Here is an 18980-nt window from a genome sequence, read left to right as displayed (position 1 = left end):
GGTGGGTCGATCACGGCGTGACGACGGCGAAGCGGGGGTCGGGACGCTCCATGAGGCCGGCCAGGGTGGTCAGGGCGGTGAGGTCGCCGTCCGTGGTGATCGTCCCGGCCTTGACGGCCTCGGGGAACGTGGTGGCGCGGCCGACGACCGCGTCGAGGGTGGCGCGGGTCAGGCGCAGGGTGAGGTGCGGCGCCTCGCCGCGCGGGGCGTCTCCGGGCATCGGGGTGAGGGCGCCGTTGGACAGCAGCAGTGACCACACCTCGGCGGAGGCGCCCGGCGCGGGGTCGTCACCGGTGATCTCCCAGCGCAGCATGAGCCGTCCGGCCGCGGCGGCGCGGAGGCCGTCGATGCGGACGGCCAGGGACTGGAAGATCTGCTCGACGGTCAGCGCGGCGGTGATGCCCGACGACGCGCCGCGGCCGGGCGGGGTCAGGACGCCGTCGCGCAGTTCGGCGGCGCCGGTCAGGTAGAAGTTGCGCCAGGGGCCGCACTCGGAGCCGTGTCCGAGCCGTTCGAACGTCTGGGCCTGGAGGGCGCGGGCCCCGGCGTGTCCGGGGTCGGCGAACAGGACGTGGTTCAGCACCTCGGCGACCCAGCGCAGGTCACCGCCGTCGAAGGACGCGCGTGCCCTGGCGACCACGGCGTCCGCTCCGCCCATGTACTCGGTGTAGCGCAGGGCGGCTTCGCGGGGCGGGTGCTGCCACAGGTGCGCCGGGTTGCCGTCGAACCAGCCCATGTAGCGCTGGTAGACGGCCTTGGCGTTGTGGCTGAGGGAGCCGTAGTGGCCGCCGATGTGCGCGCGTGCCTCCAGCGCGGGCGGGAAGCGCAGTTCCTCCGCGATCTCGGCGCCGGTGTGTCCGGCGTTGATGAGGCGCACGCACTGGTCGTGGAGGTAGGCGTAGGCGTCGCGCTGTTCCTCCAGGAAGCGCAGGGCACGGTCCTGTCCCCAGGTGGGCCAGTGGTGGGAGGCGAAGACGACGTCCGTAGTGTCGGCGAAGAGGCGGAGCGTCTCGGTGAGGTACCGGGCCCAGGCGCTGGGGTCGCGGACCAGGGCGCCGCGCAGGGTGAGGACGTTGTGCAGGGTGTGGCAGGCGTTCTCCGCCACGCACAGCAGCCGCAGGTCGGGGAAGTGGATGTTCATCTCGGCCGGTGCCTCGGTGCCCGGGGTGAGCTGGAAGACCATGCGGACGCCGTCGACGGTCTCGCCCTGTCCGGTGCGGTGCACGTCGAGGGTGGGGGCGATGAGGCCGACGCGGCCCAGGGACGTGGTCTGGCCGAGGCCGCAGCCGATCTGGCCGTCGGGCGCCTTGGGCAGGGCGGTGCCGTACATGTAGACGGAGCGGCGGGCCATCGCGGGGCCGGTGACGACGTTCTCGCCGGCCGCGTGCTCGAGGAATCCGGCGGGGGCGATCACCGGGAGCCGTCCGGCCGCGGCGTCCGCGGGGTCGGCGACGCCGAGGACGCCGCCGAAGTGGTCGATGTGCGAGTGGGTGTAGAGGACGCCGGTGACCGGGCGGTCGCCGCGGTGCTCCCGGTACAGGGCGAGCGCGGCGGCCGCGACCTCGGCGCTGATCAGCGGGTCGATCACGAGGACGCCCCGGTCGCCCTCGACGAAGGTGATGTTCGACAGGTCCAGGCCGCGGACCTGGTAGACCCCGGGTACGACCTCGTACAGGCCCTGGCGGGCCGTCAGGCGGCTCTGTCGCCACAGGGAGGGGTTCGCGGTGGGCGGGCAGTCGCCGTCGAGGAAGGCGTAGGCGTCCGCGTCCCAGACCGTGCGGCCGGCCGCGTCCCGCACCACGCCCGGCCGCAGCCGGGCGACGAATCCGCGGTCGGCGTCGGCGAGGTCCTGGTCGTCGTCGGCCGGTCGGTGGGCGGGGGCGGGCGTGGTGCCGGGCATGCGGTCTTCCTCTGGTCGGGGTACGGGACGGTCGGCGGGCGGGGCGGGGCGGGTCAGGCCAGGGTCGCCAGTCCCTTGGCGATGCCGTTGCGCTGGATCTCCGAGGTGCCGGTCAGCACCCGGAACATGCGCAGTTTGCGGAAGAGGTACTCGATCTCGTTGCCCTGGGTGAGCCCCTCCTTGCCGTGGATCTGCACCGCCTCGTCGAGGAGCCGGAAGGCCGACTCGGCCACGAAGAGCTTGCACATGAACGCCTCGGTCCGCACGTCCTCGCCGCGGTCCAGGGCGGCCAGCGCGGCGTAGGTCATGGAGCGTGCCGCGTACAGGCCGGCGGCCATGTCGGCGAGCTTGTGCTGGATGGTCTGGAGGGCGAGCAGGGGCTTGCCGTTCACGGTCCGGGTGAGGGCGCGGTCCCGGGAGAGCTGGAGGGCGCGGCGGGCGGCGCCGACGGCCGACGGGCAGTGCAGGAGGCGGTTGACGGTCACGCGGCCCAGCGCGATGCGCAGACCCTTGCCCTCCTCGCCCAGCAGGTTGGCGGCGGGGACCCGGCAGTCCTCGAGGACGATGTCGCTCTCGATGTGCTCGCCGGACATGGGGGTGGCGCCCTCGGCGACCGTGCATCCGGGGCTGTCCAGGTCGACGAGGAAGGCGGAGTAGGACTCCTCGGTGTCCGCCATGCGTGCCACGACGACGGCGAAGTCCGCGAAGGGCCCGGCGGAGCTGAACACCTTGTGTCCGGTGAGCCGGTAGCCGTCGCCGTCCCGGACGGCGGTGGTGCGCATGGCACGCACGTCGGACCCGGCGTCCGCCTCGGTGAGGGAGAAGCAGCAGGCGCGTTCGCCGCGGACGAGGGGCAGCAGGTAGGTGTCCAGCTGGTGGGGGGTGGCGTGACGGAGGATGTCGCCGGCGCGCAGCGGGCCGCCCATGTCGCCGAGGACGCTGTGGCCGAGTACGCGCCCGCTCGCCGCGACCTCCTCCTTGAGGACGGCCAGTTCGGTGTAGGTCAGGGCCTGGCCGCCGTACTCCTCGGGGAGGTGGATGCCGTAGAAGCCGAGTTCCCGGCAGCGTTTCCACACCGGTTCCAGGTCGGCACGGGTGAGGCGGGAGGTGTGGGTGATGCCGTTGTCGTGTTCGTACTGGGCGAGTTCGCCGTCCAGGTAGGCGCGCAGGCGGGTGACGAGGCCGGCGAGCCGGGGTTCGTCGGGGACGGGACGGAAGGAGAAGGTCATGGCGGGGTGCTCCGGGTCTTCGGTTCGGTTCAGTGCACGCGGCGGGTGGCGTGCGCCCAGTACGGTTCGCGGACGGCCTTGCGGTCGAGCTTGCCGTTGCGGTTGTGCGGGAGTTCGCCGACGAAGTCGACCGACCGCGGCTTCTTGAAGCGGTCCAGGCGCCGGGCGCAGAAGTCGGCCAGTTCGTCGGAGGTGACCTGCGCGCCGGGTTGGGTCACGACGACGGCCTTGACCGCCTCGCCCCACTTCTCGTCCGGGACACCGACCACGCAGGCCTCCTGGACGGCGGGGTGCTCGTACAGGACGGTCTCGACCTCGGTGCTGTAGATGTTGAACCCGCCGGAGATGATCATGTCCTTCTTGCGGTCGACGAGGAACAGGTAGCCGTCCTCGCGCATCCAGGCGAGGTCGCCGGTGTGCACCCAGCCGTCGCGGAAGGTCTGGGCGGACAGTTCCGGTGCGCGCCAGTACCGGCGTACGCAGTCGGGGCCGCGCACGATGATCTCGCCGACCTCGCGGGGCGGGAGGGTGCTCCCCCGCTCGTCGACGATCCTGACCTCGGTGTCGTAGGCGGCCCTGCCGCAGGACTGGAGGAGTTCGGGGTCCTCGGTGACGGCCCGGGCGATGTCGGCGCCGGAGAGGCCGGCGACCACACTGGTGGTTTCGGCCAGGCCGTAGCCCTGGGCCACGACGGGGCCGAACAGGGCGACGGCGTCGCGCAGCCGCTGCGGGGAGACGGGCGCTCCGCCGACGCGGACGCTTGTGAGGCTGGACAGGTCGCGGTCGGCGGCGCCGGGGTGGGCGAGCACCGTGTTGAGCATCGCCGGGACCAGGAAGGTCGCGGTGATGCGCTCGCGTTCCACGGTGTCGAGGAACGTTTGCGGGCTCCAGTTCGGCAGAACGTGCGTGGTGGAACCGCCGAAGACGCCGGCCAGCAGGACCATGCCGGTGGCGTGCGTGATGGGGCCGCAGGCCAGGTAGCGGGTGTCGGGGCGGGGGCGCGACTCGTCGTTCATGAGGGTCTTGCGCATGTTGGCGAGCCGGTTGCCGACGGTCTGCACCGCCGCCTTGAGCGAACCCGTCGATCCCGAGGTGAAGTTGAGGACGGCGGGCGTGTCCTCGGTGACGTCGACGGCCACGGGGGCGGCGTCGCCCTCGGCGAGCAGGTCCTCGTACGGCAGGGGTTCGCCGTCGGTCCCGCCCGTGCCCTTCTCGCCGTCCAGCGCGACCGCTACGCAGTCGGTGCCCGCCGCCGCCAGGGCCGCCAGGGCGTCCTCGCGGTGGGCCTCGTCGAAGACCAGGACGCGTACGGGGGCGTCGAGCAGGATGTGCTCGATCTCGCCCCGGCCGAGGCGGGCGTTGACCGGGACCCTGATCAGTCCGGCCTTGTACAGGGCGAACTCGACCTCGACCAGTTCGCCCCGGTTCCAGCCGAGGCAGGCCACGGCGTCGTCGGGGCCCAGACCGCGCCGTACGAGCGCGGAGGCCAGCCGGTTGGCGCGCTCCTCCAGGTGGGCGTAGGTCCACATGCGGTCGTCGCAAATCAGAGCGGGGTGTTCGGGCCAGTGCCGGGCGCTGCGGGTGAGGTAGATGCCGAGGTTCACCGACGGACTCCTGTGCGGGTGGGGGCGGTTGGCGGTCCGGGGCGGGTGGGCGCCTCACCCATTGGACTCGATGTTTGTTTCCAGACACATTGTTCGGTAACGCATCGCTTGTCAAGAGTCCGTAGACTGACTGCCGCTCGGCCGGACTGGCGCCGCCGGGCCGCACGGGACCGGCTGGGGTCTGTCATTTGGATCAGACCGGCTGTGACGGACGGCGCGTCCCGGGCGACGCCGGCCTGATCCGAACGACAGGCCCTAGGGAGACGGACGACGGGGATGGCCGAGGACAGACGCATCCGCAAGACACGCAGGGCGCTGCGCGACGCCCTGGTGCAGCTCGTGCTGGAGAGGGGGTTCACGGCGCTGAGCGTCGAGGACATCACCCAGCGCGCGGACGTGGCGCGCGCGACCTTCTACAGCCACTTCCGTGACAAGGACGAGTTGTTCGCCCGGGTCACCCGCGATCTGCTCGACGAGCTCGACGAGCGGCTGCGTCCGGCGGTGACGGAGAGCGCCGTGGGCTTCACCGGCAAGCCGGTGCTGGAGATGCTGCGCCATGCCCGGCAGGAGCGCGACCTGTACCGGATCGTGCTGCGGGGCGAGGGGGACGGCAAGCCGCTGCGGATGTTCACGCAGGCGTGCGCACGGGTCGCCGCCGAGGAGTTCCGCGGCCGGTCCGAGCGCAACGACGTCAAGCCGCGCATCGACGCCGAGCTGCTGGCCCGGGTCTGGGTGGGCGAGCAGGTGTCCGTGCTCCAGTGGTGGGTGGAGCACGAGGCCCCGCCGATGCCGGCCGAGGAGGTCGTCCGCATGCTGCTCGACCTCGCCCTCCGCGGCCGCTACTGGGCCACGGGCTTCGACCGGCCGACCTGAACCGACGCGGTGCGCGTGCGCGCGGTGCGCGTGCGCGCGGTGCGCGTGCGCGCGGCGGGGCGGGAGGGACACGGCGCGAGGGCGTGCGGCACGAGCCCGGACGGGGCGGGACCGGCCTGGCACGGGACGCGGCCGACCCCGGGTGGCGCCCGGGGGCGGTCGACCGTCGTCGGTCGTTCAGCCCTCCCCGCCGAGGGTCCGGGCGTCGCGTGCCGGGCGGATCATGGCCATGGCCGCCACACCGCATCCGGCCAGCACGACCGCGGAGAGCAGGAAGGCCGCCGAGTACCCCGCGGCCTCGGAGACCGCGCCGTCCACCATGTGGCCGGTGAGGAAGGGCACGAACATGCCCGGCAGGGTGCCGGTCGCAGCCACCACCCCGAAGACCGCACCGCGCCGGGCCGCGGGCACGACGGCCGCCGTGGTCACGTAGTGCAGGGGCAGGGCGACCGAGTGGCAGCCGAACGCCACCGCGATCAGGGCAAGTTGCGTCGGCCGCTGGTCCGCGAAGGGCAGCAGGACCAGCGCCGCGGCGGAGACCAGTACCGCCAGACCCTGGGCGAGACCGTCGGTGGCCCGTCCCGCGCGGCCCCGCCGCTTGCGCCGGTCGACCAGCGCCGGCACGGTCAGCAGCAGGACCAGGCTCAGCGCCGACACGGCACTGATGGCGGCCGACGCGCCCGTCGCGCCGAAGCCGAGTTCGGTCTGGAGGTAGACCGGCAGCCAGGCGTTGGACAGTGCCAGCGCCCAGTGCGAGCCGAAGGCGCTGAGGACACCTCCCACGACGGTGCCGCTGAGCAGCAGCCGCCACAGCGCGGGCGGGGCGGCCGCCGCCGGCCGGGCGTCGTCCCGGTCGGCGGCCTCGGGGGCCGTCCGGGGCTCCGGGGCGGCACCGCCGTAGGGGCCGTCCCGGCCGACGGCGTACCAGACGACGCACCAGGTGGCGCTGGTGACCGCCAGGGCGATGAAGGCCGAGCGCCAGCCCAGGTGCACGATGAACCAGGTCAGCACGGGGGCCGAGACGGCGGTGCCGAGGGCCGCACCGCCGATCTGCAGGGCCGAGGGCATCCCGCGCCGGCCCGGCGGAAACCAGGCGTAGAGGGCGTGCATCGACATGGACGCGGCCGGCCCTTCCGCGGCCCCCAGCAGCAGCCGCCCCGCGATCAGCGCGGGCACGGTGGCCACCAGGACCGGCAGTTGGGCCACGGCCCACAGGGCGGCCATGGCGAGCAGCAGGGCGCGCGTCGACCAGCGGGCGGACAGGAGTCCGACCACCAGGCCGGAGACGCTGAACAGCGCGTAGAAAGCGCTGGAGACCAGCCCGTAGGTGCTCTTGTCCATGCCCAGTTCGTCCATGAGGGGCACGGCGGCGAGGCCCAGGACGGACTTGTCCGCGTAGTTGATCATCATGAAGGCGACGACCATCACGAGGACCAGCCAGGCACGCGGCCGGTCGAACGCCGGCGGCTCCGGGGCCGGTGCGGGCGAGGAGCGTCGGGACGGGAGGGGACGGACGACCACAGCGGCTCCATGGCTCGGTTCGCGTTACTGAACTACTTGTCCATTAACTATCTCGTAGTTCGGCAACGTACTTCCCGTCCTCTCCTGGGTCAACGGTCGCGACGGACCGTCACGTGAACGCGAGGCGGGCGCAGGCATGGGCGCAGGCATGGGCGCAGACACGGGCGCGGGAAAGCACATGCGCAGACACGCGCACAGGCGCAGGCGCAGGCGGCAGCGCGTCCGCACGCGGGACAGGGCGCGGGCCCTGTTGAAGAACGGCGGCGACCCCGTCGAGGCGGTCGCCGGCCGGTGACGTTTCCGGGTGCGTCAGGCCGCGCGCACCCGGGGCCGCAGCGCGCGGACGGGCGCCAGCGGGGTGCGGGCGGCGCTGACCCGGTAGGTCGTCCGGGCCGGGTCGGTCACGGGGTCGCCGAGCGTGATGCGGCCGGCGGCGTGCAGCGCGTCGCACTCGGCGGTCGGCAGTGCGACGTAGCACCCGCCCTTGCCCGTCGTGGAGTCCAGCGGCCGCCAGTAGCTGTACCTGCGGCGCCCGCCCTCCCGGACGGTGACGAACACGGGGGTGCGCGCGTCGGAGACGATGCGCAGGACGTCGGACTCCGCGGGGCTGAGGGGGCCGCCCGGGCGGGTCCGCCGGCGCCCCTGGGCGGGCACTGCCGCAAGGGGAGGGACGGCAGCGAGCTGGGCGGGGCGGCCGGTCGCGCGGGAGTCGGCGGTCTGCGGGAGCAGGGCGGTGGGCGGCATCGGCTGTGGCCTTTCCAGTCAGTGACTCGAGACCGCCTACCCGGTCCGGCCGGTGTTGATCTCGCTTGTGCCCGCATTCTTCAACAGGGCACTGACAATTCCGAGGCGGCGCTCCCGGTACGCCGCCTCAGCCGTGGGCCGACGCGGCGTCAACCCTCCCCAGCGGATGGGGGTTGAGGCGGGCGAATCCCTCCTGCCGCTCGTAGGGGAAGTAGGGGTAGGGGGCGTCCTTGGCGCTCGCGGCGTCGAGGCGGGCCACCTGTTCCTCGGTCAGGGACCAGCCGACGGCGCCCAGGTTCTGCCGGAGCTGCTCCTCGTTGCGCGCGCCGACGAGGACCGAGGAGACGGTCGGGCGCCGCAGCAGCCAGTTGATGGCGATCTGGGGGACCGTCCGGCCCGTCTCCTCGGCCACGGCGTCGAGGGCGTCCACCACCCGGTAGAGGTGGTCGTCGGCGACGGGCGGGCCGTAGTCGGCCGTGGCGTGGAGCCGGCTGCCCGCGGGAAGCGGCCGGCCGCGGCGGATCCGGCCCGTCAGCCGCCCCCAGCCCAGGGGGCTCCAGACGACCGCTCCGACCCCCTGGTCGAGCCCCAGCGGCATGAGCTCCCACTCGTAGTCCCGGCCGACGAGGGAGTAGTAGACCTGGTGCGCAGCGTACCGCTGGTAGCCGTGCCGGTCGGCGTCGGCCAGCGACTTCATCAGCTGCCAGCCACTGAAGTTGGACACGCCGGTGTACCGGATCTTCCCGGCCCGCACGAGATCGTCGAGGGTGGACAGCACCTCGTGCACGGGGGTCCGGGCGTCGTAGGCGTGCAGCTGGAAGAGGTCGATGTAGTCCGTGCCCAGCCGGCGCAGGGCCAGGTCCACCGCCCTGATCAGCCGCGCCCGCGAGGTGCCCGCGTCCGCCGGCCCGTCGCCGGTCGGGAGGCCGGCCTTCGTCGAGAGGAGCACCTGGTCCCGGCGTCCCTTGACGGCGGCACCGAGCACTTCCTCCGACGCTCCGCCGGAGTAGACGTCGGCGGTGTCGAACATGGTCACCCCCGCCTCCAGGCAGATGTCGACCAGCCGGCGCGCCTGCGCCTCGTCCGTGTCGCCCCACGCCCCGAAGAGCTCTCCTCGTCCGCCGAAGGTGCCGGCGCCGAAGCTCAGCGCCGGGACCATGAGCCCGGACGCGCCCAGTCTCCTGTATTCCACAACCGCATCCCCTCGTCCGGCCGCCCCGTCGGCCTAGCGACGAGACGGCAACCACTTAACGGGACGTGCGTTCCGTTAAGATGTCCACAGACTAACACCGCACGAGCACCTAATGGAACCGGAGTCCCGTTATGACGTCTGACAGCGTGGAGCCAGGCACGGTCCGCCCGGGTGGCCGCACGGCCCGGGTGCGGGCCGCGGTACTGCGGGCCGCCGGTGACGCACTGGCCGAGCACGGGCTGGCCGGCCTGGACCTGGCGGACGTGGCCCGGCGTGCCGAGGTCGGCCGCACCACCGTCTACCGCCGCTGGGGCACCCCGGCCAACCTGGTCGCCGACCTGCTCACGGACATGGCCGAGCAGTCCCTCCCCCGCACGGAGACGGGCAGCCTGCCCGGCGATCTGCGCGCCAACGCCCGGCTCGTGCAGCGCACCCTGGCCGACGCGCGACAGGGCGCGCTGTTCAAGGCGATGATCGCCGCCGCCACCTGTGACGCGCAGGCGGCGGCCGCCCTCCGCCGCTTCTACGACACCCGCGTCGCCGAATGGGAGCCCTGCGTCCGGCAGGCCGTCGAGCGCGGTGAGCTGCCCGAGGGGACCGACACGCGCGAAGTGGTGCGCGCCGTCTCCGCCCCGCTGTACTACCGCCTGCTGACCACCGGCGAGCCGCTCGACGAGGCGGCGGCGGACCGTGCCGCGGAGGCCGCGGTGGCGGCGGCACGGGCGGGAGTCTTCGCGCCGACCGGGCACTGAGAGGGGACCCGTCCGCGGGGCGACCGTGGCACCCGCGGGCTTTTCTCTCGTCCAAAGCCTTGCCCGATCAATGCCTCACCACTTAAATCACAGCTTGAACTAAGCGGCGCTGCGCAGCCGTTCGCCTCGACCGCCGCTCCCGGCAGCCGGCCGGGAAGGCCGGTCCCCCCTGTCCGCACCCGCAGAAAGCTCCCGCATGAGACTCAGATCCCTGGGTGTCGCGCTCGTCGCCACGGCGGCGCTCGTCACCCTCCCCGCACCGGTGACGGCATCCGCGGCCGACACCCCTCTGTCCCAGGGCCGCACGGTCACGGCCTCCTCCACCGAGAACGCCGGGACGGCCCCCGGCAACGCCGTCGACGGCGACACGGCCACGCGGTGGTCGTCGGCCGCGAGCGACGACCAGTGGCTCCAGGTCGACCTCGGCGCCACGGCCTCCGTCACCCGCGTCGTCCTCGACTGGGAGGCCGCGTACGGCAAGGACTACCGGATCCAGCTCTCCCCGGACGGCAGCACATGGACCGACGTGAGGACGGTGACCGGCGGCGACGGCGGCACCGACACCCTGGACGTCTCGGGGCAGGGCCGTTACGTCCGGATGCAGGGCGTGCACCGGGCCACCCCGTGGGGCTACTCCCTGTGGGAGTTCCAGGTCTTCGGCACCACCGGGGGCACCGCGCCCGGTTCCTGCGGCACCGACAACGCCGCCCGCGGCAGGCCGGCCACCGCCTCCTCCGTGGAGAACGCCGGGACCCCGGCGTCCGCCGCCTTCGACGGTGACGGCGGCACCCGCTGGTCCAGCCAGTCGTCCGACCCGCAGTGGGTCCAGGTCGACCTGGGGTCGGTACGCGACCTGTGCAAGGTGGACCTGAACTGGGAGGCCGCCTACGCCAGGGAGTTCCGGATCGAGGCCTCCCCGGACGGGCAGAACTGGCACACGCTCAAGAGCGTGACGGGAGGGACCGGGGGCAAGGCCTCCTACGACGTCAGCGGCTCGGGCCGCTACGTCCGCGTCCAGGGCACGGTCCGCGCGACCGGCTACGGCTACTCGCTGTGGGAGGTCGCCGTCCACACCGGCACGACCGGCACACCCCCGGTCGAGGGCGGCGGCGACCTGGGACCGAACGTCATCGTCGTGGACCCCTCCACCCCGAACCTCCAGCAGAAGTTCGACCAGGTCTTCGCCCAGCAGGAGTCGAACCAGTTCGGCAGCGGGCGCTACCAGTTCCTGATGAAGCCGGGCACCTACAACGGCATCAACGCCCAGCTCGGCTTCTACACCTCCGTCTCCGGACTCGGCCTCAACCCGGACGACACACAGATCAACGGCGACATCACCGTGGACGCGGGCTGGTTCAACGGCAACGCCACCCAGAACTTCTGGCGTTCGGCGGAGAACCTCGCCATCACGCCGTCCAACGGCACCGACCGCTGGGCGGTCGCCCAGGCCGCCCCGTTCCGCCGCATCCACGTCAAGGGCGGCCTCAACCTCGCCCCCAACGGCTACGGATGGGCCTCCGGCGGCTACATCGCCGACTCGAGGATCGACGGCACGGTCGGTCCCTACTCGCAGCAGCAGTGGTACACCCGGGACAGCTCGGTCGGCGGCTGGACCAACGGCGTCTGGAACATGACCTTCACCGGCGTCGAGGGCGCACCGGCGAGCAACTTCGAGACCGGTCCGTACACCACGCTCGACACCACCCCGGTGTCGCGCGAGAAGCCGTTCCTCTACCTGGACGGCGACGCCTACAGGGTGTTCGTACCCGCCAAGCGCACCAACGCCCGCGGCGTGTCCTGGCCCGCCAACGCAGGCGGCACGTCCCTGCCCCTCAGCCAGTTCTACGTCGTCAAGCCCGGCGCGACGGCCGCGACCATCAACGCCGCCCTCGCCCAGGGGCTCAACCTGCTGTTCACGCCCGGTGTCTACCACCTCGACCGGACCATCGAGGTGAACCGGGCGAACACGGTCGTGCTGGGACTCGGGCTCGCCACCATCGTCCCAGACGGCGGCGTCGACGCCCTGCACGTCGCCGACGTCGACGGTGTGCGGCTCGCCGGCTTCCTGATCGACGCCGGTCCGGTGAGGTCCGACGCGCTGCTGCGGATCGGGACACCGGGCGGCAACGCGGACCACTCCGCCAACCCCACCACCATGCAGGACGTGTTCATCCGGGTCGGCGGCGCGGGCCCGGGCCTTGCCACCGACTCCGTCGTGATCGACAGCGACGACGTGATCGTCGACCACACCTGGATCTGGCGCGCCGACCACGGTCAGGGCGTCGGCTGGGAGACCAACCGGGCCGACTACGGACTGCGCGTCAACGGCGACGACGTCCTCGCCACGGGACTGTTCGTGGAGCACTTCAACAAGTACGACGTGTACTGGAGCGGAGAGCGCGGCCGCACGATCTTCTTCCAGAACGAGAAGGCGTACGACGCCCCGAACGAGGCCGCCATCACCCACGACGGCATCGTCAGCTACGCCGCCTACAAGGTCGCCGACTCGGTGAACCAGCACGACGCGGTGGCGCTCGGCAGTTACTGCAACTTCACCGCGGACGACACGATCGTCCAGCACCACGGGTTCCAGGTGCCGGTCCGGCCGGGCATCAGGATGCGCCACCTGATGGTGATCTCCCTGGGCGGCAAGGGCCAGTACGCGCACGTGATCAACGACACCGGCGCGCCCACGTCGGGGACGGACACGGTGCCGTCCAAGGTCACCCAGTTCCCGTGACGGACGGGTGAGCCGCGTGCTCGTGCGCCCGGGGGACGGTGTGTCCCGGGCGCACGGGCCGCCGGCGCGGGCACGCGGAATCCGCCATTGCCGCCGGTACGCCGGCGCAGCCGGGCGGCCGGGCGCGGTTCCCGGCGGGTCCGGCGCCCGTACGGCGCTGTCGTGCGGGAACACCGCCCGACACGGGTTGTGACGGTTCCGTCACAGCTCCTTCACGGGACGCACACTTCCAGCCGAGCCGCTTTCCCGCTGTTCCCGGCGGTGCAGACGGTGCGCGGGGGCCGTGCCTAGTCTCCCGGGCCATGCGATCCACACGAACGAGACGCTTCGGTCTCGCCACGATCATCGCCCTCGCCCTCGCCCTGTTCGGCCTGGCGCCCTCCGCGAGCGCCGCCGACCCGGCCCCGGCCGAGCTGACGTTCAGCACCGACGCGGCGACCACGCAGCCGGGCGGCACGGTGAACCTGTCGATGACCATCAAGAACAACAAGACCTACGACATCTGGTTCGTCTACCAGACGATCGACCCGACCTGGCTGACCACCCAGCGCCCCGACCTCAAGTACAGCTTCACCGGCTGCAGTCTGGCGTCGGCCAACGGAGCCGTCCCGTGCAGCGGGACCGGGCCGGCCAACCTGGGCACCAACTACGGCGCCACCATCCCGCCCGGCCAGAGCCGCACCGTCACACTGACGCTGCAGGTCGCCGCCGACTCCGGGTGCAACGGCAACATCGGCTTCTACTCGTACTACTACGCCGAGTTCAGCGACAGCACGAGCGTCAACGGCGGGCCGGCCTACACGCCGGAGACCCGAGTCCTGTGCGCCTGACCGCACCTCCTCCCGCCCACTGAAGCCCGGCGGCGGGCCGCCCTGAAGGGCCGCCCGCCGCCGGCCTCCGGATCACGCGTGACCTGATCCGACACCTGGGCCCGAGGGGGCATTGGTAGAGACCTCTGACACCGCGAATCGACGGAACGCGATGTTCCGCGGCCGCCGGATTCCGTTTCACAGCAGTACACGGGCCTGGTGACGGGCCCGACCCCGCACGCTGCGCCCATCGATCCACACCGGGCGCCGCTCCGGCCGCGGCCCAATGGACACATGTGCTTTTCCGTCAAGTTCCGCAGCAGGCACACAAAAGCTCCACACAGACCTCACTATGTGACGCGACGGATGCGTTGACGACCGGCGTCTCAGGGGAGCGACGGCGTTGTCATGGGGTGGGGGCTCCGAGAGGGGCGGCCCACCCCTGCCCGGGGGAGGGAATCTCACCGCATGAAGCGGACCATTCGCACCACAGCGCTCACAGTCGGCGCCCTGATAGCCTCGCTCGCCCTGCCGGCGGGCACGGCCCGGGCGGACGCCCCGGCACCGCGTGTCGACCTGCGCGTGCTGGTGGTGAGCGACGGAGGACCGGCCACCGACGCCATCGCCGCCGAGCTGGAGACCGCGGGAACGCCGTACACGAAGGTCGATCTCGGGGCCGCGAACCGGCCGTCGATCGACGCCGGCTTCCTGGCGGACACGGTGGACGGCCGTCCCCGCGCCAGGTTCCAGGCCGTCGTCCTGCCCAACGACAACCCCTTCCCGGCCAACTCCGCCGAGATGTCGGCCCTGGTGGCCTACGAGAAGGCCTACGGAATCCCGCAGGTCGACGCGTACACCTACGCGCGTCCCGAGGTCGGGCTCCAGTACGCGGTCGGCACGGGGTACGCCGGCAGCCTGGACGGCGTACGCGCCGAGGTCACGCAGGCCGGGCTGGCCGGTCCCTTCGGCTACCTGGACGGGGCCGTCCCCTTCGAGGACAACTCCCCCACCGTGGGCGAGTCCTACGCCTACCTGTCGACGCCCGCGGCCGGCGCGGACTTCGTCCCCTACGTCCAGGCGGCGATCCCCGGGCGGCCGACGAAGGGCTCGCTGGTGGGCGAATACCGGCACGACGGGCGGCGCGAACTGGTCGTCACCTTCGTCTACAACCAGTACCAGCAGCAGTTCCGGCTGCTGGCCCGGGGCATCGTGGAGTGGATGACCGGCGGGGTCCACCTGGGCGCCGACCGCAACTACTTCGCGGTGCACGTCGACGACGTGTTCGCGGCCGACGACCGCTGGGACACCGTGCTCAACTGCACGCCCGGCGACGTGGACTGCGCGCCCGGCGAGGGGACGCCCAACCCGATCCGCATGGTCCCAGCCGACGTCGACCACGCCACCGCCTGGCAGAACAGCAGGAACTTCACCCTCGACCTGGCCTACAACGGCTCCGGCAGCGTCGACCACCGCCAGGACAACAACGGCGCCGACCCGCTCGCCGACAAGCTGATCGCCGACCGCGGCCGGTTCCGCTGGGTCAACCACACGTACACGCACGCCTTCCTCGGCTGCGTCCAGGACGTCAGCGTCGTTCCGTGGAAGTGCGCCACGAACGCCGACGGCAGCACCCGGTGGGTCTCCCGCAACGAGATCTCGGACGAGATCGCCACCAACCGCGTCTGGGGCCAGGCCGCCGGACTGCCTCTGGACAACGACGAGTTGGTGACCGGTGAGCACTCGGGCCTGAAGGTGACCCCGCAACAGCCGGCCGACAACCCGAACCTGGGCCCCGCCGTCACGGACAACGGCGTCGCCTGGCTCGGTTCGGACAACTCCCGCGACCCCGTCCAGCGCCGGGTCGGCAGCGCCACCACGGTCTCCCGCTACCCGATGAACGTCTTCTACAACGCCGGGCGGGCGGCCGAGCAGGTCGACGAGTACAACTGGATCTACACCAGCCGCGCCCAGGGCGGCAGCGGCATCTGCGAGGACAACCCGGCCACGTCCACGTGCCTGCCCGCGCCCCTGGACACCGCCACCGGCTACACCGGCCACATCGTGCCGCTGGAGACGCGCATCGCACTCGGCCACGTCCTCGCCAACGACCCCAAGCCACACTTCATCCACCAGTCGAACCTGGCCGAGGACCGCATCGCCTACCCCGTCCTCGACGGGGTCCTGGACGGCTACGCCGGGCTGTTCGCCGACAACACCCCCGTGGTGAACCTGCGCATGGCGGACATCGGCGTCGAACTCCAGCGCCGGGCGGCCTGGCGCGCCGCGGTCGACGCCGGTCAGGTCACCGCGTACCGCGTCGGTGACACCGTCACCGTCCAGGCGCCCGGCGGTGTCGCGGTCACGGCGACCATGCCCGCCGGCACCCGGCGCGGGGGCACCGGTTTCGGCGACGCCTACGCCGGGGCGGTGTCCGGCTGGACGACGCTCCCGGCCGGGACCGCCCTCTCCCTCACCCTGCCGTCGTCGGCCACCGCTCCCCAGGCGGCCGCCGGCACCGGCGACACGGCCACCACGACGCCGACCGCTCCGCGCACCCGCGTACCGGCCGGCGTGAGCGAACCGGTGCCCTACGGCACGGAGCGCTGAGCGCCCACCGCACCGCAGGTCCCACCACCCCACTTCACGGCCGTGGAGCTCGAATGCACGTTCCCCACGGCGCGCGGCGCCCCGGCGCGCCGCGCGTCACCCTGCTCACCGAAGGCACCTATCCGCACAGTCACGGCGGAGTGAGCGTCTGGTGCGACCAGCTCGTCACCGGCATGCCCGACCTGAACTTCGACGTCGTCGCCGTCACCGGCACCGGACGCGAGCCGGTCGTCTGGGACGTCCCCGGGCATGTCGGCCGGGTCGTCTCCGTCCCCATGTGGGGGCCCGCCCCGCAGGGTCGTCTCCCGCGCGGGCGTGAGCGCAACCGGCTCGAGGCGGCCTACGAGCGGTTCGTGACCGCGCTGCTCGATCCGCGGGCCGAGGACGGGTTCGGGCCCGCCCTGTACCGGCTGGCGCGGGCCGCCGCGGACGGCCGGCTGAGTCCGTTCCTGCGCGGCGACCGGGCGATCGCCGTCCTGACCGCCGTCTGGAACCGGCCGGGCCGCGCGGTGCGCGAGGCCCGGCCCACCCTGCACGACGCGGTGACCGCGACCGCCCTGCTGGAGCACGCCCTGCGCCCGCTGGCCGCCCCGGTCCCCGAGCGGGGCGTGGCGCACGCGGTCAGCGGCGGCGTGGCGGTGCTGCCGGGGCTGGCCGCGCTGGACCGGCACGGCGTACCGCTGCTGCTGACGGAGCACGGGGTCTATCTGCGCGAGCGCTACCTCGGCTACCGCACCGCTCCCTACCGCTGGCCGGTGAAGGCACTGGTGCTGGGCTTCTTCCGGCTGCTGGCCGAGGAGACGTACCGCCGGGCCGCCCTGATCACCCCGGGCAACCGCTACAACCGGCTGTGGGAGGAACAGGGCGGTGCCGCCCCGGAGTCCATACGCACGGTCTACAACGGCGTGGATCCGGCCGCGTTCCCGCCCGCCGGTCCGGAACCCGCGGAGCCCGTGCTCAGCTGGGCGGGCCGGGTCGACCCGATCAAGGACCTGGAGACCCTGATCCGCGCGTTCGCGCTGGTGCGGGACGCGGTGCCCGCGGCGCGGCTGCGGCTGTTCGGCGGCACCCCGCGCGGCGGCGAGGCCTACCGGGAGCGCTGCGAGGCGCTGGCGGCAGAGCTCGGTCACGGGGACGCCGTCACCTTCGAGGGCCGGGTCGAGGACATCAAGGACGCGTACGCCGCCGGGAACGTGGTGATGCTGTCCAGCATCAGCGAGGGCTTCCCCTTCACCCTGATCGAGGCCATGTCCTGCGGCCGGGCGACCGTCTCCACGGACGTCGGCGGCGTCCGGGAGGCCGTCGGCGACACCGGTCTCGTCGTACCACCGCGCGACCCGGCCGCCATGGCCGCCGCGGCCCTGGAACTGCTGGGTGACGCGGGGCGGCGCCGGGCGATGGGCGAGGCGGCCCGGCTGCGGGTGATCGAGCAGTTCACGCTCCGGCAGACCATCGACACCTTCCGGTCCATCTACCTGGAGCTGTCGGCGTTCGGCTCCGCGGCCACGCCCGCGGCGGCCGACGACGTCCCCCTCTCCGCGGTGGGCGCGGCACCGGTGAGGAGTGCGACCGGATGAGCGGCCCCATGGCGCTGGAGCCCGGTGGCGCGGAGCAGGACACGCTGGCGCTGCGCCTCGCCGTCCCCCGTACGCCCGCACCGGGCGGGTCCGACCACCACACGCTGGCCCTGGTCCGGCCCGGTCACGGTGTGCGGAGCGCGGCGGTGGACCGGCTGGCCGCCGAACTCGCGGACCGCATCGCCCCGGCCGTCCACCCCTACGAGGTGGCCGCGCTGCTCGAGTCCGAGGGACTGACCGGCGAGGTCATCGAGGAACGGTACGGGCACCGCGACATCTTCTCGCTGGCCACGGCCTTGTACGAGCGCGTACCGCGCACCTTTCCGCAGCCGCCGCGGCCCGCCGACCCCTGGCGGCCCGACCACGTGCGCTGTGCGCTGCGCGGTGCCCTGTTCGCGCTGCCCGGCCTCGGCTACGCGCTCGCCGGGCGCCTGCTTCCGAACGGCGGCACGGTGACGGCGCTGGTGGTGGCGGGGCTGGTGTCCTGGGCCTGGAACCAGGCGCTGGGCCACCGGGCGTACCTGCGCCTGGCCACCGGCCGCCGGGAGGCCGGCGGCACCCTGCTGAAGGGGGCGCCGCTGGGTGCCGTCGCCGCGGCCTCCGCGGGGGCCGCGCTCGCCGGTTCCGGCGCGGCGGTCGCGGCCGTGACGGTCCAGTCGGCGTATCTCGCCGCGGCCGGTGTGCTGCTGGTGCTGGGCCGGGAGCGGCTGCTGCTGGCCGCACTGGTTCCGGTGGTCGCCGGAGCGGCGGTGCTGCCCTGGTGGGAGCCCGGAAACCTGCTGCGGGCGGGCCTGCCGTCGCTGTCGCTGTGCGGCGCGGTCGCGGCGGCCGGCTGGGCGCTGCGCGGCACCCTGGCGGCCGCGCCCGTGGCGGGAGCCGTGCGTCCGCGGCCGTGGCGGTCGCTGCCGTACGGCCTGTTCGGGCTGGCCGCCGGGGTGCTGGTGTTCCTGGCGGGCCGGGAGCAGCCGTGGGCGGTGGTGGTGCTGACCGTGAGCATGGGCCCGGCGGAGTGGCTGCTGTACCGCTACCGCGGTCTGTCGGTGGCGGCACTGCGGGCCACCGCCACCCCGGCGGCGTTCCGGGTGCGTTCGGCCGCCGTCCTGGCCGGCTGCCTGCTGGTGTACGCCGGGCCGCTGGTGCCGGCGGCCCTGCTGGTGGACGCCGACCCGGTGGCGACGGCGCTGCTCGCGGTGGTCCTGTGGTCCTCGCTGCTCCTCCAGGCCTTCGGCGTGGCCTGGCCGCCTGCCGCCCTCTGTCTCGCGACGGCCGCGGGCGCCGGTGCCGTCGCCCTGTACGGCGGGCCGCCCGGCACGGCGGCCCTGTCCCTGGGCTGCGGTACCGCCGCGCTCTGTCTCACCGGGTGCGCGCTGCGGCTGCTGGGCCGGCCGGCCGCCCATGCCTGACACGTCCCCGCCCGGCGCGGGGCCCGGGT

At 73.2% G+C, this 18980-nt stretch carries 13 protein-coding genes; 7 read left to right on the top strand and 6 right to left on the bottom strand.

The features are described from left to right. Positions 1–10: 10 nt before the first annotated feature. Genes ACFWJB_RS23050 through ACFWJB_RS23040 form a run of 3 tightly spaced genes read right to left on the bottom strand, consistent with a single transcriptional unit; the run spans position 11 to position 4733 of the window. Positions 11–1900 carry an alkyl/aryl-sulfatase gene (locus ACFWJB_RS23050; RefSeq protein ID WP_386924462.1) on the bottom strand — a complete coding sequence of 630 codons (1890 nt, stop codon included), beginning with the start codon at positions 1898–1900 and terminating at the stop codon, positions 11–13. Between the two features lie 53 nt (positions 1901–1953). Then, positions 1954–3129: an acyl-CoA dehydrogenase family protein gene (locus ACFWJB_RS23045; protein WP_386924460.1), complete on the bottom strand. Its 1176-nt coding sequence runs from the start codon at positions 3127–3129 to the stop codon at positions 1954–1956. Positions 3130–3158: 29 nt separating this feature from the next. Then, complete coding sequence (locus ACFWJB_RS23040; RefSeq protein WP_386924458.1) at positions 3159–4733, bottom strand: class I adenylate-forming enzyme family protein; 1575 nt, start codon at positions 4731–4733, stop codon at positions 3159–3161. 276 nt (positions 4734–5009) lie between these two features. On the opposite strand from ACFWJB_RS23040, the gene ACFWJB_RS23035 reads away from it, so the two are divergent. Next, on the top strand, positions 5010–5606 hold the full coding sequence (locus ACFWJB_RS23035; RefSeq protein WP_385470070.1) for a TetR/AcrR family transcriptional regulator: 597 nt from the start codon (positions 5010–5012) through the stop codon (positions 5604–5606). A 177-nt stretch (positions 5607–5783) separates the two neighbouring features. On the opposite strand, the gene ACFWJB_RS23030 is transcribed toward ACFWJB_RS23035, so the two are convergent. The 3 genes from ACFWJB_RS23030 to ACFWJB_RS23020 form a co-directional block, all read right to left on the bottom strand. Continuing rightward, entirely contained in the window at positions 5784–7127 is a 1344-nt protein-coding gene (locus tag ACFWJB_RS23030) for an MFS transporter (protein WP_386924456.1), read from the bottom strand. 309 nt (positions 7128–7436) lie between these two features. Then, entirely contained in the window at positions 7437–7871 is a 435-nt protein-coding gene (locus ACFWJB_RS23025; RefSeq protein WP_385470074.1) for a hypothetical protein, read from the bottom strand. 127 nt (positions 7872–7998) lie between these two features. Next, positions 7999–9063 (bottom strand): aldo/keto reductase, encoded by a 1065-nt coding sequence (locus ACFWJB_RS23020; protein WP_386924453.1) that lies wholly within the window; start codon positions 9061–9063, stop codon positions 7999–8001. 131 nt (positions 9064–9194) lie between these two features. Between ACFWJB_RS23020 and ACFWJB_RS23015 the strand changes: the two genes are divergently transcribed. From ACFWJB_RS23015 to ACFWJB_RS22990, 6 genes are all read left to right on the top strand, one after another. Continuing rightward, positions 9195–9815, top strand: coding sequence for a TetR/AcrR family transcriptional regulator (locus ACFWJB_RS23015; RefSeq protein WP_386924451.1), 621 nt, complete (start codon positions 9195–9197; stop codon positions 9813–9815). A 196-nt stretch (positions 9816–10011) separates the two neighbouring features. Next, entirely contained in the window at positions 10012–12555 is a 2544-nt protein-coding gene (locus ACFWJB_RS23010) for a discoidin domain-containing protein (protein WP_386924449.1), read from the top strand. A gap of 302 nt (positions 12556–12857) precedes the next feature. Beyond that, complete coding sequence (locus tag ACFWJB_RS23005) at positions 12858–13385, top strand: hypothetical protein (protein ID WP_385470082.1); 528 nt, start codon at positions 12858–12860, stop codon at positions 13383–13385. A 447-nt stretch (positions 13386–13832) separates the two neighbouring features. Continuing rightward, positions 13833–15971 carry a hypothetical protein gene (locus ACFWJB_RS23000; protein ID WP_386924447.1) on the top strand — a complete coding sequence of 713 codons (2139 nt, stop codon included), beginning with the start codon at positions 13833–13835 and terminating at the stop codon, positions 15969–15971. Between the two features lie 53 nt (positions 15972–16024). Beyond that, a complete protein-coding gene (pelF, locus tag ACFWJB_RS22995) occupies positions 16025–17548 on the top strand; it encodes a GT4 family glycosyltransferase PelF (RefSeq protein WP_386924445.1) in 1524 nt (507 codons plus the stop codon). Next, a complete protein-coding gene (locus ACFWJB_RS22990; protein ID WP_385473237.1) occupies positions 17545–18951 on the top strand; it encodes a hypothetical protein in 1407 nt (468 codons plus the stop codon). Before pelF ends, ACFWJB_RS22990 begins: the two co-directional genes overlap by 4 nt. Positions 18952–18980 lie beyond the last annotated feature (29 nt).

The sequence above is a fragment of the Streptomyces sp. NPDC127100 genome, from assembly GCF_042724095.1.
Lineage (GTDB): Bacteria > Actinomycetota > Actinomycetes > Streptomycetales > Streptomycetaceae > Streptomyces.
The sequence above is the reverse complement of the archived record's forward strand: the minus strand, read 5'-3'. Positions and strand labels throughout refer to the sequence as shown.

Coding starts and splice junctions, on each gene's coding strand:
- ACFWJB_RS23010 (WP_386924449.1), top strand. CDS start 10,012: ATGAGACTCAGATCCCTGGGTGTCGCGCTCGTCGCCACGGCGGCGCTC.
- ACFWJB_RS22990 (WP_385473237.1), top strand. CDS start 17,545: ATGAGCGGCCCCATGGCGCTGGAGCCCGGTGGCGCGGAGCAGGACACG.
- ACFWJB_RS23000 (WP_386924447.1), top strand. CDS start 13,833: ATGAAGCGGACCATTCGCACCACAGCGCTCACAGTCGGCGCCCTGATA.
- ACFWJB_RS23005 (WP_385470082.1), top strand. CDS start 12,858: ATGCGATCCACACGAACGAGACGCTTCGGTCTCGCCACGATCATCGCC.
- pelF (WP_386924445.1), top strand. CDS start 16,025: ATGCACGTTCCCCACGGCGCGCGGCGCCCCGGCGCGCCGCGCGTCACC.
- ACFWJB_RS23050 (WP_386924462.1), bottom strand. CDS start 1,900: ATGCCCGGCACCACGCCCGCCCCCGCCCACCGACCGGCCGACGACGAC.
- ACFWJB_RS23025 (WP_385470074.1), bottom strand. CDS start 7,871: ATGCCGCCCACCGCCCTGCTCCCGCAGACCGCCGACTCCCGCGCGACC.
- ACFWJB_RS23035 (WP_385470070.1), top strand. CDS start 5,010: ATGGCCGAGGACAGACGCATCCGCAAGACACGCAGGGCGCTGCGCGAC.
- ACFWJB_RS23015 (WP_386924451.1), top strand. CDS start 9,195: ATGACGTCTGACAGCGTGGAGCCAGGCACGGTCCGCCCGGGTGGCCGC.
- ACFWJB_RS23045 (WP_386924460.1), bottom strand. CDS start 3,129: ATGACCTTCTCCTTCCGTCCCGTCCCCGACGAACCCCGGCTCGCCGGC.